Annotated in this window: 10 protein-coding genes; 8 read left to right on the top strand and 2 right to left on the bottom strand. The window is 61.0% G+C overall.

The genetic code is table 11. The features are described 5' to 3' along the window. Window positions 1–27: 27 nt before the first annotated feature. The 4 genes from CH293_RS18665 (at window position 28) to CH293_RS18650 (ending at window position 4,584) form a co-directional block, all read left to right on the top strand. The gene (locus tag CH293_RS18665) at window positions 28–861 is read left to right on the top strand and encodes a PaaX family transcriptional regulator C-terminal domain-containing protein (protein ID WP_094721096.1); all 834 of its coding nucleotides are present in this window, start codon (window positions 28–30) and stop codon (window positions 859–861) included. Between the two features lie 229 nt (window positions 862–1,090). Further along, entirely contained in the window at window positions 1,091–2,449 is a 1,359-nt protein-coding gene (locus CH293_RS28620) for a hypothetical protein (protein WP_255122907.1), read from the top strand. Between the two features lie 26 nt (window positions 2,450–2,475). Continuing rightward, complete coding sequence (locus CH293_RS18655) at window positions 2,476–3,309, top strand: HD domain-containing protein (RefSeq protein WP_094721094.1); 834 nt, start codon at window positions 2,476–2,478, stop codon at window positions 3,307–3,309. A gap of 210 nt (window positions 3,310–3,519) precedes the next feature. Then, window positions 3,520–4,584 carry a hypothetical protein gene (locus CH293_RS18650; protein ID WP_141217187.1) on the top strand — a complete coding sequence of 355 codons (1,065 nt, stop codon included), beginning with the start codon at window positions 3,520–3,522 and terminating at the stop codon, window positions 4,582–4,584. 133 nt (window positions 4,585–4,717) lie between these two features. Here CH293_RS18650 and CH293_RS18645 read toward each other — a convergent pair whose 3' ends face one another. Then, the gene (locus tag CH293_RS18645) at window positions 4,718–5,209 is read right to left on the bottom strand and encodes a hypothetical protein (protein WP_141217186.1); all 492 of its coding nucleotides are present in this window, start codon (window positions 5,207–5,209) and stop codon (window positions 4,718–4,720) included. 46 nt (window positions 5,210–5,255) lie between these two features. Further along, window positions 5,256–6,407, bottom strand: coding sequence for an HIRAN domain-containing protein (locus tag CH293_RS18640; protein ID WP_094721088.1), 1,152 nt, complete (start codon window positions 6,405–6,407; stop codon window positions 5,256–5,258). Window positions 6,408–6,667: 260 nt separating this feature from the next. Here CH293_RS18640 and CH293_RS18635 point away from each other — a divergent pair, with 260 nt between their 5' ends. The 4 genes from CH293_RS18635 (at window position 6,668) to brxC (ending at window position 17,548) form a co-directional block, all read left to right on the top strand. Next, a complete protein-coding gene (locus CH293_RS18635) occupies window positions 6,668–12,670 on the top strand; it encodes a DUF3320 domain-containing protein (protein ID WP_094721087.1) in 6,003 nt (2,000 codons plus the stop codon). A 98-nt stretch (window positions 12,671–12,768) separates the two neighbouring features. Beyond that, window positions 12,769–13,401, top strand: a complete 633-nt coding sequence (locus CH293_RS18630; RefSeq protein ID WP_255122906.1) for a DUF1819 family protein — start codon at window positions 12,769–12,771, stop codon at window positions 13,399–13,401. Next, complete coding sequence (locus CH293_RS18625; protein ID WP_094721085.1) at window positions 13,398–14,027, top strand: DUF1788 domain-containing protein; 630 nt, start codon at window positions 13,398–13,400, stop codon at window positions 14,025–14,027. The genes CH293_RS18630 and CH293_RS18625 overlap by 4 nt, the downstream gene beginning before the upstream one ends. Continuing rightward, a complete protein-coding gene (gene brxC, locus CH293_RS18620; protein WP_094721084.1) occupies window positions 14,024–17,548 on the top strand; it encodes a BREX system P-loop protein BrxC in 3,525 nt (1,174 codons plus the stop codon). Before CH293_RS18625 ends, brxC begins: the two co-directional genes overlap by 4 nt. The last annotated feature ends 12 nt before the right edge of the window (window positions 17,549–17,560 follow it).

Raw genomic sequence — 17,560 nt, 5'->3', positions numbered from 1 at the left:
GGTGCCGCGGCAAACTAGACTCGCCACATGCAGAACAGCGCGCCTGCCGATTCGACATCTGCAGTCACGAGCACCCCGCAGTCGCTCCTGCTTGCCTTTCTCGGAATGCATCTGCTCGGGAGGCCGATCGCGATCAGCGGAGGGTGCCTCGTCGAGGTATTCGGATGGTTGGACGTCGGGCAGTCTGCGACACGATCCCTTCTCGCACGGATGACCGAACGAGGAATTCTGGAGCGGTCCAAGCACGGACGCAACACGTATTACGCTCTGACGCCCCACGGATCGGCTGTGTTGGAAGACGGTTCACGCAAGGTCTGGCGCGGGGCAGGCGACGCCGACTGGGACGGCACGTGGACGACGGTTGCCCTCTCCGTTCCCGAGGATTCCCGTCACTTACGTCACCGCGCTCGGTCGAGGCTCGGGTGGTCGGGTTTCGGCTATGTCCCATCAGGTCTGTGGGTGGCGCCGCGTCGCCACGACGTGCAGTCGATCCTCGGGGCAGAATTCGCCGACACCGACATCACCGTCATGGTCGGTCGAACACTACCGCCCACCAGCGATGAATCCTTGGTGGCAACGGCCTACGATCTGGACGCGATCTCCGACCGGTACTTGGAATTCTCCGACAGGTGGGGCCGGACGCCCGTGGACCTGAATGCCGAAGATGCGTTCGCGGCGCGAATTCGACTGCAGGCGCATTGGTTGTCCTTGGGCCGTGCCGACCCGCTGCTTCCTACCGCGCTGCTACCTGAAAGATGGCCAGCCACAACGGCTGACACTATATTCAGAAAACTCGATTCCGAGTTCGAACGCGCATCGAACGGTCTCGAACTCATGCGACGCAGCACGATCTCGCGGTAGCGCATACTTCTGGGTCAGCCAGGAGCTCGGTTCGGATTCTCGGCCCGGTGCGAAGATGCGTTTTCACTCACCTGGGCGAAGCCCCGACGAACGATGAGGTCCACCGTCGAAACGTCCGTGCACAGCTCGCAAAGTCTGTCGGTGCCTCACGGTATAAAGGTGGTGTCGGCATTCCTTCTCGAGACGGCACTTCGCTGACATTCGCGTCTATTCGACAGAAAAGAGCAGTATGGAACTACCCACCCCTGCCCGCACGCCAACCGACCCACTCGCCTTCACCATCGTCGTCGAGGTCGACCTTCGCTTCGAAGACCTGGCACCCCACCGCCGTATTGATCTGATCCACACCGTCCGCCGCGACAACGCGCACGTAGACGAGTCCCCTCTCGGGAACGCACTAGTCTACTTCGACTCCGAGCACACCGACTGGGCGAAAGCCGGCCTCCTAGCACTCGACGTCGCCAAGACAGTCGACCGCGCATGGCCGGTTGCCGGCGTCGAAGTCTGCCGATCCGATCTGTGGCTGGACGAGCCGTTCTTCGACCATGAGCTGGACGGTCTCGGCGATCTGCCGGAGTGGTCGGCCCAGGCCGACCCCCGCCGCTGCTCGACAGTGATCGTCGAGGTCGAACCCGAGAGCGGAACAACGCGCCACCTCCGCGACGACCGACTGACGAAGGTGCTCAACGATCCTCGCAACGTGCGGCTGAGTCGCTCTGCGGCCGGGCGGCCGCAGGTCATCCTCGAAACACGAGAATCGCCAGTTACGGCCGGACTCTCGATCGCCAAACCGTCGATCACGCTCGATCAAGACCGCACGATCACCCGAGTCCGGTCCGTGCGTGCCGACATCTACCGGGCCGAGGTCGCTCTCTACGACGACGTCATCGACGTCGACGCAGCTCAGCCGCGGCTACCCGAGTGGCGCTACGTGACCGACGACGGTGATCGGACCGTCGTCGTCACCGATCTCCGGGTCCGGCTAGAAGGGTGGAGCATCATCCACACCTCCGTCGACGGAATCACAGACACCAGCGACTTCGGCTTCGGGGCCGTCTGGCGCGACGACGACGGAAACCTGAACTCCGTCTGCGACGGCGACATCCTCGATGCCTGGGAAGCGCCCATCCCCCAGGGCTCGAACCTCGACGCATTCGTCGTAGACGGCACACGGCTCGACGTCGATCCATGGGACGCGATGACGGAATGGCTGGCCGAGTCCATGTACGACCAGCCCTTGGGCTTTCTGATCGAACTCGGCCCGCAGGACTACGACGAGTCCGACGACACGCCCGTCGTCTGCGCCCAGGTCGTCTTCCTCAGCGACGGTGTCCTGATGCTCAGGCTGTCGAAGCAAGTGCTCGAACGACTGTCGTTCGCGGACTACTCGTCCGACGGTCTCGCCCTCGATACCTGGCACTACGACGGATACTTCGACGACTGCACTGACGGATACCTGTTCACCCGTGATATCCGACTGGTCGCCCAGACCTGCACCTCGTGGTTTCGAGACAAGGCAGGCTTCGGCACAGCCGATGCGCTCGGATGCTCTTATCGCACCGCCGATGAACTCCCCCGCTCCTCCTGATCCTTGCTACCGAACTGGAGACACCTATGACCGACGGCCCGCTTACCGCCACCTTCAGAACTACGAAACTCAAGCAGATGGATTCCGCCGCCCTCGTTTTCGCGATCGATCACGAAGTCGATCAGGATCGGGTCGACTTCGGCACACTCCGCTACGCGATAGAAATTGCCATGGCCGTCCACCTGTCGCAGACCCGCATCGGCCGCGCCGCCTACCCCGTGGATCCGTACATCGTTCATCCGCTCAGGAACGTCCTGCGTCTGATCCGGCTCGGCTGCGCCGACACCGACGTACTCGCCGCCACCGCACTACACGACACCGTCGAAGAACAGCCCGAGAACATTGTGAAGGTCCTCGGCGCAGCTCAGGGCCCGCCAGCCGAGAACGCACTCCTGTTGATCGAGCAACATTTCGGCCACGAGACCGCGAGACTCGTTGCAGCAGTCACCAACCCACCGAGCTCCATCCCTTTGACGAAGGCAGAGAAAAACGCTGCCTATGCCCAGCACGTTGCGGACGTCATCACCGACCCCAAGGTCTTCCTCGTCAAATACGCCGACTTCATCGACAACGCCGGAAGTGTGCAGTATCTACAGGACAACGCCAAGCGTGCGAAGCTGCAGGCCAAGTACGTGCCGCTAGTACCGACTTTCCTTTCAGCCCTCGCGGTCAACAAGCGAGAACTCGAACTTCCCGACGACGGCGTCGCTGCTATCAACGCGAGGCTGGTCGCGCTATCGACGGTACTGGCCGTGGCATGTCCGGCCGATGATCAACGTGAACCCGACCGGCTGACTGCCGGCGCGGCGGGAGCCACATCGGTGCCCGTCAACCGTTCGACCAAAACGGTGGACCCATAGAGATCACGATGATGAAGGGGACCTCCACCACTGGACCGGTTTTCGCCTGCCGTCGACACCATATGGAATAGACCGGTGATTCCCGCGCATCGGCGGCCACTCGACAACAAAGCGGACGCCCACAGTAGGATAGCCCATAGATTCCACTCGCGTCTTGTGCTTGATCACATCGCTCTGGATAAATCCGGTCCCGAGTGCGACCCTTAGCGAATGTTCAGCGTAATGTTGTGTGGCGCATCCGATACGGTACAAGTTTCGGCGGCATTCGAAACGACAGTTCGAAATTTGGGAGGTGAAGCACTGTGGTATCAAGCAGGAACAATCTCTTATCTTAATGGCCCTGACTCGAACTGGGCTGCAAACTCGCGCCGAACAGTGTCAAGTGCGGACCTCTGCGTCTTCGTAATCATCGAACATTATGGCGAGATCACATGGAGCACGGAACTTGACGAAGCCCTTACTGCAGGAGTGCCTTTCATTATTTTGTGCTTGCGGACGACTTACAACGAGTACAACATTCTAAGGCGTAACGGATTGGTTGATTCGATACCGCTGGAGAGCAAGAAGAATCTGGTAACCGTCATGATGCAGATAGAATCCGAGCGTCAGTTGACGGTTGTTCCGTTCGACATGACAAATTTTCACTCCACACTTGTCCAACAGACATCTATGCTATTGAAGTTGTCGCTTCAACAGCTGTCGGAAAGGAACAAGAGAATAGCCCTATATAGCACCCTCCGTACCGCCAAGATGCTATCGCCGCTCGAACTCGATCTGGCTGAGAAAATCGCCACCGATGAATTTGAAGACCGCAACAAGCGCATCCTGGCATTAAAGGCAATTGCAAACCGAGGCACCGCCTCTGAGTCGATGATTACAAGCGTGGTGGCCAGTAACGACAGAGACGTCCAACGCGCAGCCTTCGATTTCTTGCCACAGTTATGCAGCACTAATCTTATCGGCCAGGGATTCTTTGAGGACTGCGTGACCATTGCGAATACGGTGGACGACGTCGGAATCGGACGGCGTCTGATTCCTGCCCTGTTTAAAATTGACCCATCGGCTGCCGTCGAAACACTAACCCATCTCGACCTGTCTGAGATTGGATGCCGCCGGAGGCTTGCAGCAGCACTCGAGGACACGAGAGCGACAGTGTTCGAAGACACATCAACACGGCAATTCGCTATCGACCTACTTCGCAGATGCACCGGAAACTCACCCCAAGAAGAAGGTTGGTTAGGGCGAGCTCGACGTTTACTGGAACAATATCAGTAGTTGTTCAGGTTCACCTCGCCGAGCCCGCACAACAACCCGGGATCTGTTCGTCAACCGATAAGCGATGCGCCAGGTTCGGTGGGTGAACACCCATGATCGTGCGCTTTGCGCGGACAACTCGGCCACGTCCGGGCTACGAATCCTTGGAGTACCCCCGCCTGAAAATTGCGCCGAGTCGTCTGGCGGCTCCATCTTTCACACTCACGCCGACTTGTTGTAGCGCATCCAGATTGACCGCACTGAACCAGCGTAAGCCACCACCGTCGATCCATTCGATTCGTCCCGACTCCCGCAGAATCGCGATCTCGATCCCGAGCGCCTGCCTCAACTCTGCGCCGACCTGGGGTGCGTACTCGCGAGCAGACTCCGGCAACACAATGACGAGCTGATCAGCTTCGACACCGCGGGTGACTGCGCGGAGGACCCGGCCGTAGAGCGAGTCGATTTCCGACTGCAATAGTTGCCACTTCCCTAACGCGAAGAAATGCAGCACCTCATCACCGCGCGAACACCGATACCCTCGGGACCTGCTGCCCTCGAGTATCTCCCATCCTTCGCTCTCCATGCAGTTGCGGAACATCTCGTTGACGGAAGGCGGTCTACTGCTGTCGCGTGCGGTTCCCATCCTGCCCTCCTGTTCAGCTACTCCAACGGCCAAGGCACACCGACAATCACCGGTGCGCCACGGATGTGCGATATTCGTTCGCTAATGAGAAGTCCGAGTCCTCGATTCCTGCAATTGCATTCGCGATCATCTCAGCGTGCTCGTGGAGCACTACCGCACGTATCGTGCTGTCCGTGACCATGGGCTCGTTGATGGACTCGCCCACCGCCGATGCTGCAGAACGAAGAAGCTTTAACGCTTCTTTCTGCTGCCAGGGCGTCAGGGGTTGCGAGGTGACCAATTCGATAACGAATGTGCTACTCGCCGTTGTTTCAGCTGAGGCAACAGACAGTCCATCGGCGACCGGCGTGCGCCGCGCGCGATTCAACGGAATCACTGTCCTCGGATCCCCCGTCAGGAAATCGTCCGGCAGCTCGTGGGCTTTCGCGGCCATCAGCGACACTTGCGCTGAAACGGACGAACCCTTGAACCAGCCACGACCTACCGTTACCAGTCCCCGACTCTGCAGGTGTCGGACAGCAGGTAGAAACTTTGCGCTCGTCTGCGGAGTCAATTGGCCGATTCGGTGGTCCTCGACCCGCACCTCGACAACCTTCTTCTCGGTCTTGGCCGTGCTGACATCGATCTCGTGCAGCGTGACGAGTAGTTCGAGCTCGCCTTCCGGCTCGACGAAGTGCCGGAGCACATCGAAGTGGTCGTCCACTTTCGTCACCTGGACCGAGTATCCGTGTGGCAGCATCGTGTACGGGACGCTGGGAGGTTCGTTGCCTGGAAGTATGAGGTGTGGCTCGCTGAGCTGAACGTCGATATTGATGGCCAAGTCGAGGGGAACACCCGGTCGGTCGTCCCAGCGGTTCTGGTCGTAGGCGCGAATCGAGGCAGGCACCGTCGGGATGAGTCCCCGGTTGATGAGATCCATCAACCGGTTGTGGAACAGGATCGCGCGCTCCCTTGCGAGATAGCCGATGAGGTAGTTCGATGCTCGCACCGACACCGCGTAGCGATCGTGCGGATTGTCGGGCTCGGGAATCAACTCGAGAGTGCGTCGGACAGTGGAACCCGAAGGATCGAAGTCCGAACCCAAGGTCGCTCGGATCGCGTCGACATATGCATGAACGCCGACGACTTCCTCGTTGCACCAGTCGCCTCGGCCACCCCACAGCGGGTAGGGCCGCCACTGTCCACCGCTGTTCGCCATCAGATTCCCCTCATCTCACCGAACGACTACGACGTTAACCGACAACTCGACCAGTGCGGCATCGAATTACTTCCGACCCCGGCCGGCATCATTCACCCAAATGAACCAACGCCAACACTCTTAGCATCGGTAAGCACGGACCCCTTATGTCCGATACCGTTCGTCCCAGCGTTCTGTCGGTGGATCCCTCTAACGTATGAAGGTTGGCGGCACTACCGCGACCATCGACAAGGCGATGAACGACGGAGTTCGGAGGACAGATGCAGGATCTCGGCCAGGAGCACAACCCGTTTCACACGGTGGTCGACGGCTTGTCGATCGAGGTCCATGCTCATCCCGCTGTCAATCTCGCGCTCGTCCACAACGGGGTCCCGTTGATCACCAGCGTCGAGGTAGTCAACCTCTCCGACGCAGAGGTGGTCGATGTAAAGGTGTCCGTCCAACTGTTCGGCGCCGGTGAGCAACTGTCGCCAGAGCGAGTCGACGTCCACGACGGCGTGCTTCGCGTCGGCGAGAACGTCGTCTGGTCCAACTACTCGTCGATCGTTCCGCCGATTCCACACCTTCGCGAGCTGAACGAAAGCCATCCCGCGACGATCGCCGTCACTGTGTCTCGATTGTGGGGCGAGGACATCCACCTCAATGCCCCGATTCGCGTGCTGGCACACAATGAGTGGTTCAACGCCCCGGTCTTCTTCGACTCCCTCGCTGCCTTCGTCCAACCCAATACCCGCGCAGTCAATTCCGTCCTCGACGCGGCATCCGATTTTCTCGGCTCGGCGACCGGCGATCCATCCCTCGGCGGCTACCAGAAAGGCCCCGAACGGGCTGCCCAGATCGCGGCAGGCATTTACGAGTCGTTGCGCCACCAACAGATCCGCTACATCGATCCACCGGCATCCTTCGAGCACACCGGACAGAAGATCCGGACCACCGCGCAGGTGCTCGACGAACGGTTCGGCACCTGCATCGACCTCGCCGTCACCTATGCGGCGTGTCTCGAAGCCGTCGGCATCCGTCCGGTGATCTGGCTGATCAACGGTCACGCATTCGCCGGTTTCATGCGTGAAGAAAGTCAGCTCGCACACTCGACCATTACCGAGTCGAACGCATTGATCAATCTGGTGGAGTCCGGCCGCGTCGTTCCGGTCGAAGCGAAGTATTACGACACCACCGAGGCAGGCACGTTCAAACAGGCTGTGGCAGATGCACGTCGGCACTTCAGTGATCACGGCGCGCTCCGTGGCGTTGTCGCGATCTCGTCGGCGCGCAAGGACGGTATCCGGCCGCTTCCCAGCCTGGATGAAGTAGAAGCCGTCAAGGCTGAAATCAGTTCGCCGATACCGGTCAACGCTGACCTGGACCTTCCCACCGAGTTACTCGATGCGCAGGACTCCTCGGACCTGGTCCTCGACAGCACCGACACCGCTCCCCCACGCGTTCAAAAATGGAAGCGCTCATTGTTGGACCTCAGTACCCGAAATCGACTTCTCAACCTCAAGCCGATGCGCGAGGTCATCGACCTGCACGTACCCAACTCCGGCCTTGCGCTGCTCGACGACCTCGTCCACTCCGGTACCGACATCGAGCTCATCGCCCACGACGAACTCAGTTCCATCCACGCACTCCAAGGCGCAAGGCGAGCACAGGACGTCGACGACGCCACCATCCTCGACTACCTACGCGACCGGAAGCGCATCCACGCCGTCGTCACCCAGGACACCTACGCAGCACGGCTCAAGCATCTTCAGCGCACTGCACACACGATGTTCGAGGAGACCGGTAACGCCAACCTGTACTTGACGTTCGGCGGGCTGATCCACACCATCAGCAGCGGCAAAGACGCTCGCGCTCCCCTGTTCCTGCTTCCGGTGAAGGTGGTGGGCGGTACGGGTCGAAGCCAGTTCAAGTTGAAGGTCGACACCGCGGGAGTCTCGACACCCAACTACTGCCTGGTGGAGTGGCTTCGCCTCAAACACAATGCGTCGATCCCCGCCTTGGAGAACCCGCCACTCGATGAGCACGGAATCGACATCGACGAGGCGCTCAAGGGCATCCGGTCCGCGCTCGTCGAGCACAACCTGGACTTCCGGATCGACGAGACCGCGTCGGTAGCCATTTGCCAGTTCGGCACGTTCGGAATGTGGAAGGACCTCACCGACCACTGGGACATCCTGGAGCAGAGCCCCATCGTCCGCCACCTGACGCACAGCGCGGGCGAGTCGTTCCGCGATGCACGACGACCCGACGGCTCCGATATCGAATCCGTACCGGTGCACGAGCTCGATGTCCCCGTTCCCATCCCCGCAGACGGCTCCCAGCTCCGTGCCGTCGCCCTGGCTGCCGACGGCCACACGTTCGTTCTGGAAGGCCCACCCGGGACGGGCAAATCTCAAACGATCACCAACCTCATCGCGCACACCCTCTCACAGGGCAAGTCGGTGCTGTTCGTTGCCGAGAAGCAGGCCGCACTCGACGTCGTGAAGAAACGGCTCGACAAAGTAGGGCTGACGAGGTTCACGCTCGACCTGCATGGGAAGAATCAGAGCGCCAACGCGATCCGCGATCAGCTCAAGCGTGCAATAGAACACTCGACCAGCTACAACAACCGGTCTTGGGCGGCCAAGCTTGCCGATGTTCGGTCACGCCACGTACCGCTCGAGGACTATCCGACGAAGATTCACGAGAAGAACGGCGTCGACCATTCGTTGTGGACCGCGTACGACACGATTCTTGGTCTCGGCGACGGACCGGTCGCGACGATCCCCGCGACGTTCGTCGCCGATCCGTCGGCGCCGGTAGGTGAGATCACCAGCGCCCTGCAGCAGTTCGAACGGGCTGCACGGTCGATTTCGATAAGTACGGAGAACCCGTGGTCGATCGCCGGAATCATCGACGCCCAAGCCACCGACGACAACTTTCGCGCGGTCGCAGCACAGCTGGCTGCCGCGCTGGACGCCGTTCTCCGCAGCCCCGCGGTTCGATCGGTCGTCGAGAAGGTGCAGGCACCAGGATCGATCGAACAACTTCTTCCCCAGGCGCGGCGTCAGATCGGCCGTGCGATCCCGTCGGTCGACGTGTTGCCCCTGGCTCAGTCCGCTCAATGGTCAACGTCGAAGCAGGCACTCTTCGGCGAGATCGCCCTACTTCAGCAGCAATGCGGCCCGCTGACGTCGGTCTTCACACCCAGTTTCGTCGAACATGGCGACGCCGACACGCTCGCGCTTGCCGCCGAAGAAGCAACGAAGGGCTTCTTCGGCAAGAAGAAGCGGGTAGAACAATTTGCGCGGGACGTGGCACCTGCCCTACTGCCCGGCGTGCAGCTCGATCCAGAAGCTGCACTCCCACTCCTCAGGTCGATTCCCAGTGCACGCCAGCTCACGTCGCAGACCGTCCAACACATGCGGCAACTGTTAGTGCACTACGCGCCGCAGACATGGAATCCGTTCAGTCCCGATGCTGCCCAGCAGCTTCAGGTGCAATTCGATTACATCGAACAGACCGCGATGTTCGCACGGACGCAGGGGCAGCTCTGGCAGCTACTCGCCGCTGCCGGACCCCTGACGCCACACGACCTCGACACGCTGGAAGGCGTAGCCCACGGATGGCGCAGCTGGCGTCAGATCCTGGGGTCGAGCGAGGCCGAGATCGACCGCTGGCGAAACAACACACACTGGCTCACCGCTTGGCAACGCGACTCACAGCTGTGGCTCGATGCGATTCGGACGGATGGCAGTGCACCGATCCGCCAGTGGTCGACAATGACTGCATTTCTCAACCCACTCCGATCAGCGGGCCTGAATGACCTGGTCCGCGAAATGTTGACGGGCGCGATACCAGCAAACCAGGCCGAGATCGCGTTCATGCGCGGTGTCGCTCAGACATCACTGGGCGAGCGACGCCGCAAACACGGCTTGTCGCAGTTCGATCGAGCTATCAAGGATGGCCAGATCGACGACTTCGCTGACGCTTCGGCCGCGAGCCGGTCCGAGCAGATCAGCGCGCTGCCGGCTGCGCTACTCGAACGACGATCTTTCCAGGCTGGTTCTCTGACGGGCGACGTCGGTCATCTCCGACGCGCACTCGATGCGAAACGCGGCGGAACCACGTTCCGACAGTTGATGAATCGCTACTCGACCTACATTCTCGAAGCGACACCGTGTTTCTTCGTCAGTCCCACGTCGCTCGCACAGTTCGTCCCACCGGGGTCGGTGACTTTCGATCTCGTGGTGTTCGACGAGGCATCCCAGGTGACAGTTCCCCAGGCCATCGGAGCGTTGGGACGCGGCCGATCGGCAGTCATCGTGGGTGATTCCCAACAGATGCCGCCGACAGCCATCGGCGTCGTGAGCACCAACGACGGTGACGACTACACCGAGGACGACGAGGTCATACCCGAGGATCTCGACAGCATCCTCACTGAGGCAGTGGAATCCGGTGTGCCGCGGTTGTGGTTGTCGTGGCATTACCGTAGCCAGGACGAGTCGCTCATCGCATTCTCGAACGAGAAGTACTACGAGGGCCGGCTTGCGAGCCTTCCATCGCCAGGTGGCGACGACACCGCCGGAGTCGAGTGGCGACGCGTCGACGGTCATTTCAATCGCGAGACCAAAGACCGTCCGCGCACCAATATTGTCGAGGCCGAGGCGATCGTCGCCGAGATCCGTAGTCGTTTGTCGAACGCGCATCTCGCAGCGCAGAGCATCGGCGTCGTCACGTTCAACGCGCAACAGCAAACCCTGGTACGCGACCTGCTCGAAGCGTCGGGTGACCCGCTGATTTTCGACCAGCTGCGCGAGGATCGCGACGACGGCATCTTCGTCAAGAACCTCGAGAACGTGCAGGGCGACGAGCGTGATGTCATCCTGTTCAGCGCAGCGTTCTCGAAGAAGCCGGACGATGCCAAGCTCCCACTCAACTTCGGTCCGTTGACGCGGACCGGTGGCGAGAAACGACTGAATGTGGCGATCACCCGTGCGCGGCGCAAGGTGATCATCTACACCTCGTTCGAGCCCACGGACATCGACCTCTCGCGGACACGATCCGTCGGAATCGCCCATTTACGTGGTTATTTGGAACAAGCGGCTCAGGCGTCCCGCAACGACGACGCAGCCCCAACTCACTCGCGGGCCGTGTCGGACGAGATACAAGCTGGACTGGTTCAGTCGCTCCGCGACCACGGGTACGAGGTCGAAGCAAACTACGGCCTCTCCGATTTCGTACTGGATGCGGTTGTGCGTGAGCCAGGTTCGGAGCAGTGGCAGGTCGCGATATTGCTGGACGGTCCGCAGTGGGCGCAGCGTCCGACGGTGGCGGACCGCGACCTGACGCCGCAGCTGTTGGAATCGATGATGCATTGGGGTTCGTCGGTGCGGGTGTGGCTGCCCGACTGGATCGACAACCCGGACGCCGTCATCGCCCAGGTCGGCGACGCGGTCTCGACCGCGAAGGAGCGGATGGAAACCCGGCAAGCCGAGATCGACGCGGCCGCCGAAGCACAAGCTGCGGCCATTGCCGCAGCGGCGGTCACCGCCGATGAGCCGTTGATCCTGCCCGACGATTTCGCACCCGACGCCGAGCGGTGGCTCAAGCCCGAGCCAGATACCGACAGAGTGTCAGAACCGGAAGAACCGGTGCTGGTGGCTCGTATAGCCGTCGAGGAACCTGCAGCGTCATTCGAGGAACCACGAGACTGGCATGGACGCGGGATCGCCTACGTCGAGGCACCGAGTTCGATGCTGGGCGTTCGCGACGATCTCGATCGAGTGCACTCGCCTGCCGTGAAGAACACGATCATGCGGGCTGTTCAGGAGACGGTGTCAATCGAAGGTCCGATTTCGCTCGACAGGCTGGCTCGAAACGTGGCTCGACGCTTCGGGTTCGACCGTGTCGCAGCAGCCCGACGTGACTTCGTGCTCCAGTCCGTACCGGAGGCACTCATCGAACGGTCGGAGGAGCTGGGTAGCTTCGTGTGGCCGAAGGAACTCGACCGTGCAACCTGGCGAGGGTTCAGGAAGACGTCCAGCGACTTGAACCGGCCCCTCACCGACGTGGCACCCGAGGAGATAATCAATGCCATGATGTCGGTCTGCGCTCGTACTGGGCAACCCGATTACGACGTCCTGCTGCGTCAGACGTTGCAGACGTTCAACCAGAAGCGCCTGACCGGGCCCACGCGGGAGCGGTTGGAGGCGGTGATCGAGTTGGGCGTCCAACGCGGGCGGCTGATCAAGATCAATGAGACCTACCGAGCTGGCTCATAATGAATCTTAGTGCTGACAGCCGACGGGACGGCTATGGGAGGATTGACGCTAAATTGGCGGTGCGGATAGCCAGCCCAAGCAGAGAGGCATTGCACCACGTGACCGACGAAACGCAATCGCGCTATGCATTGTCGTTCACCAGTGGCGGTCTCCTGGCCCGCGAGGGCGAGATCGTCGCAGCGATGTACCTCGACTCTGGGGACTGGCAAGCGACCCGTACCCGCGTTGTCGATGACAACCTCTTGCAGGCCCGCACCACCTCATCGCTGATCAGGCTCGCACGCGAGACCGTTCAACGGCTCGCGGCGCTCGGCGACGACGAGATTGAATTGCTTGTGGCGGGCAGCCCGACGGAGAAGCACCATCTGATGTGGACTGCGGCCTGCCGCCGCTACACGCTGATCGGTGACTTCGCCGAAGAGGTGCTGCGCGAGCGTTTCCTTCTAATGACACCAACGCTCGACGCCGACCACATCGACCGGTTCATCACCGGCAAGAGCCTTTGGCATCCCGAACTCGACGGTCTCAAGCCGTCGACGCGGCAGAAGCTTCGGCAGACGTTGTTCCGCATGCTCCGCGAGGCCGGGCTGCATACCGACGCCGGCGACATCGTCCCCGCCGTGATGTCTGAGCGTGTCGCCAAGGCGCTGGACCGTCGCACCCCCAGCGACATCCGCTTCTTTCCGACCACCACACCATTCATCTCCTCAAGCAACCAGGTGCAGCGATGAGAACGACCCAGCGGAATCTCACTTACGACGAGAAGCATGTTTATGACGTGTTGCGCAGTGAGCGGTTTTTGAGGATGGAGGGCCTCTCCAAGGAAGTTCCCTTTTTCATCTACCACTTCCCGCCTTCGTGGGCCCTTGACGTCGACGGCATGCGTGATCGGGTCACCACGAAGCTCCGGAGTGATGACGGGATCAGCGTAGTGGAGATCAATCTCTACAATCTGGCTGTCGAACTCCTTACCGAGCGGGGTGTCTGGGACCGCGTTCTCCACGCAGAGCCGACGATGGACAAGACCGACTTCCGCGAGATGCTCCAGGGCATGCTTGATCCTCACGATCACCTTGCCCCGGCGATCCGCGCCCGGCTCGACGCCGAGCCGAGGTCCGAGCCCAACCGAACTGTCGTCTTCCTCACGGGAATAGGTGAGGTTTTCCCGTACGTCCGCACGCACGCGGTGTTGGAAAACTTGCACAGCGTGGTGGTGGGGCGCCCGATGTTGGCGTGGTTTCCGGGGACGTACGAATTTACTCAGGCGGCCGGACATCAGCTCCGCGCGCTGAATCTTGGCGCGAGTGACAGCTATTACCGGGCCAAGGACATTCTCGAGCAGGAGGCGTGGGCATGACCACCATCAACCAGATATTCGCCAAACCGATCGACCGCTCGATCGAGGGTGTCATCAAGGCCGATGACACCGACCACCTCGCGACCGAGGTCGAGGAATACGTCCTTACCAACGAAGCCGCCAAGGGCCTTGAGCAGGTACTGGAGGCGTACACGAATTACACGAACGCCAACGGGGTCTGGATCTCCGGATTCTTCGGCTCCGGTAAGTCGCACCTGTTAAAGATGCTGGCGCACCTCCTCGGCGATATCGACGGCCACGCCTACCCGCGAGCGCAGGTTTGTGCACAGTTCCGCGCAAAGGTCACCGATGACGAGCTACTCACCGGGTCGATGGACAAGGCCGAGCGAATCGCAGCGAAGAGCCTGCTGTTCAATATCGACCAGAAGGCGACCGTGATCTCGAAGGATCAGAAGGACGCCCTGCTGAGAGTATTCGTCAAGATCTTCGACGAGTCCCGCGGCTACTTCGGCAACCAGGGTCACATCGCCCGCTTTGAACGCGACCTCGATTCCCGAGGCCAGTACGCCGCCTTTCAAGAGGCGTTCGAGCGGATTGCGGGTATCCCGTGGACCCGGGGCCGCGAACAGACGGGGCTCGAAGGAGGCAACATCGACCAGGCATTCGCCGAGGTCAACGGCTCCGAGAGCCCCGGGATCATTCGCGAGTACAGTTCGAGCTACTCGGTCTCGATCGAAGACTTCGCCGGCGAGGTCGCGGCCTGGCTCGACCGACAGCCTGATGGTTACCGGTTGAACTTCTTCGTTGACGAGGTCGGCCAGTTCATCGGCACCAACACCCAGCTCATGCTAAACCTCCAGACCATCGCCGAATCGCTTGCCACCAAGTGCCGTGGGCGGGCATGGATTTTCGTTACCTCGCAGGAGGACATGGAGAGGGTTGGCGGCGACCGCACCAAACAGCAGGCCAACGACTTCTCGAAGATCCAGGCGCGATTCAAGAACCGGGTCAAACTCACCAGCCAGGACGTCGAAGAGGTTATTCGCAAGCGTCTCCTGGCCAAGACCGATAAGGCGAGCACGGAGGTCGAGGCGATCTACGACGCGGAACATGCGAACTTCAGGACCCTGTTCGACTTCGTCGAGGGCCGCCACTACCCGAACTATCGCGACGAGCGGCACTTCGTCGGCACCTACCCGTTCGCGAGCTACCAGTTTCCCCTGTTCCAGGCAGCGATCGAGTCGATCAGCGACCACAATATCTTTGAAGGCCGCAACAGTTCGGTCGGTGAACGCTCGATGCTCGGCGTCGTCCAGGAAGTCGCTACCGGCCTCGCAGACCAGCCACTCGGCGCCCTCGCGTCCTTCGACCGGATGTTCGAGGGCATCCGGGCATCACTGAAGTCCGCGAACCAGCGCGCAATCATCAACGCCGAGAACGCCGACGCCAGCGGCAAGCTGAGCCCTCTTGCGGTCCGGCTGCTCAAGGCGCTGTTCCTGGTGAAATACGTCGACAGCTTCAAAGCGACGCCTCGCAACCTCACGGTGCTGGTCTACGACCGCTTCGGCACCGACCTCATGCAGCTCGGCAAGGATGTCGTCGAGGCGCTCAACGCGCTGGAGGCGCAGACCTACATTCAGCGCAATGGCGACCTTTACGACTACCTGACCAATGAAGAGCAGAAGATCGAGCAGGAGATCAAGGATGTCGACATCGACAGCTCCGACGTCTCCTCGAAGCTCAACAAGTTGCTCTCCGAGTCGGTCGTAAAGTCCACGAAGGCCACCGCCAAGAACGGCCAGATCTTCCCCTTCGGGTACAAGCTCGACGGTGTTCCCTACGGCAGGCAGTACGAGCTGTCGCTGCACTTCATCAGCCCCGAGACGGATTTCAGTCTCGAACAGATCAAGATGCAGAGCGCCGGCTTGGACGAACTTCGAGTTGCGCTCCCAGCGGAAGCGAACCGAATCCTTGCCGACCTGCGTCTCCTCTTGAAGACGGAGAAGTACATCAAGCGTGCTCAGGGGTCCAGCCGCACGGCGATCGAGACGCGCATCCTCAGTGAGAAGGGCTCCCAAAACGCCGAACGGGAGAAGGAAATCGTCGAACGTCTCCGGGCAGCCGTTGGGGCATCGCCTTTGATCCACAATGCCGGGGATCTCGACGTGACCGCCACGGATGCGCAGACGCGCATCAATGACGGGTTCGGCAAGGTCATCGCCGCCACGTACACCAACCTCAGCATGCTCGGCGGAAGAACCTTCGGCGAACAGAGCCTGAACGGGCTGGTGAACCCAGCCGAGGGGATCGTCGAGGAGACCGACAGCATCCTCGACGTCCCCGCGGGCGACGTGCTCGGGCATCTGGAGTTGCGCGGCAAGCGGCACGAGCAGGTTACGATGAAGCAGCTCGTCGCGCGTTACACCACCAAGCCGTTCGGATGGGACCAGTGGTCCGTCGCCGCCGTGGTCGCCCATCTCGCTGGGCAGTCGAAGATCGAGATCCAGTTGAACGGCAAGACTCTCGCCCGGACGGAGATCTCCGGGACACTGCGCAACACCCAGCAGTACGCAAATCTGATCGTCGCCCCGCAGCGTGTCTACGACCAGAAGATCGTGAACCAGTTCCGCAAGTTCGTGATCGAGTTCACCGATGACGGCGGCATCACGAAGGATTCCGCCGAACTCGGCCGCGTCGGCAAGGAACATCTCGAAGCCAAACTCGCCGAACTGAAGGCACTACGCTCGGGTGCCGCCACCTACCCATTCATCGATCAGCTCGACGAACCGATTGGAGTACTCACCGAACTGAGCAACCATCCGGCGGGCTGGTTCGTCGAGCATTTCACTGGCGCCGACGATCTGCTCGATGCCAAGGACAACACGATCGACCCGATCAAGGCGTTCCTCAATGGCAACCAGCGCACCATCTACGACGACGCCCGCTCGTTCATTCAGACAAACAGCACCAACGTCGCATACCTGCCTGCCGGAGTCGCCGATGGGATCGAGACGGCGCTCGACGACGTCCAGATCTACCGTGGCAATAAGACCACGCAGCTCGGCAGTGCGGTCGCGGCCGTGAAAGTGCAACTCGATGGCGTCATTGCTTCTGAGCGGAACGAAGCTTCATGCAAGATCAACGACTATTGGGAGCAGGTGCCTGCCTGCGCGTCGTACGACGCGGCGACCGAGGCGGCCCGTCAGTCGGTGACCCAGCAGGCTGAGCAGGTGCTGGCGCGGGTCCAGCGGGAGACGCAGATTCCAACGATCCGCAATCTCGCTGCGCACTTCGTCGACACCGTGTATCCCGCGATTCTCGACGAACTCGAAGCCGCGCGCGCTGTTCCGGATCCCAAGCCCGAGACCCCTGGCGACGACGAGCCGAAAGATTCGAACCCGCCTGCCCCTCCGGCGAAACAGAGCATCTCGATCAAGAAACTTTCATTGCCGGGAGCCGGTGGGGTGCTCGAAACCGAGGAGCAGATCGATGCCTACCTGGATCAGCTTCGCGCAACTTTGGTCGCGACGATCAACAACAACAAACGCATCACCCTCTGACGGGCCCGCGCC

The organism is Rhodococcus sp. 14-2470-1b (assembly GCF_002259415.1).
Lineage (GTDB): Bacteria > Actinomycetota > Actinomycetes > Mycobacteriales > Mycobacteriaceae > Rhodococcoides.
This window is presented reverse-complemented; position numbering and strand designations above follow the sequence as displayed.

Coding starts and splice junctions, on each gene's coding strand:
- CH293_RS18635 (WP_094721087.1), top strand. CDS start 6,668: ATGCAGGATCTCGGCCAGGAGCACAACCCGTTTCACACGGTGGTCGAC.
- CH293_RS18650 (WP_141217187.1), top strand. CDS start 3,520: ATGTTCAGCGTAATGTTGTGTGGCGCATCCGATACGGTACAAGTTTCG.
- CH293_RS18665 (WP_094721096.1), top strand. CDS start 28: ATGCAGAACAGCGCGCCTGCCGATTCGACATCTGCAGTCACGAGCACC.
- CH293_RS28620 (WP_255122907.1), top strand. CDS start 1,091: ATGGAACTACCCACCCCTGCCCGCACGCCAACCGACCCACTCGCCTTC.
- brxC (WP_094721084.1), top strand. CDS start 14,024: ATGACCACCATCAACCAGATATTCGCCAAACCGATCGACCGCTCGATC.
- CH293_RS18625 (WP_094721085.1), top strand. CDS start 13,398: ATGAGAACGACCCAGCGGAATCTCACTTACGACGAGAAGCATGTTTAT.
- CH293_RS18655 (WP_094721094.1), top strand. CDS start 2,476: ATGACCGACGGCCCGCTTACCGCCACCTTCAGAACTACGAAACTCAAG.
- CH293_RS18645 (WP_141217186.1), bottom strand. CDS start 5,209: ATGGGAACCGCACGCGACAGCAGTAGACCGCCTTCCGTCAACGAGATG.
- CH293_RS18640 (WP_094721088.1), bottom strand. CDS start 6,407: ATGGCGAACAGCGGTGGACAGTGGCGGCCCTACCCGCTGTGGGGTGGC.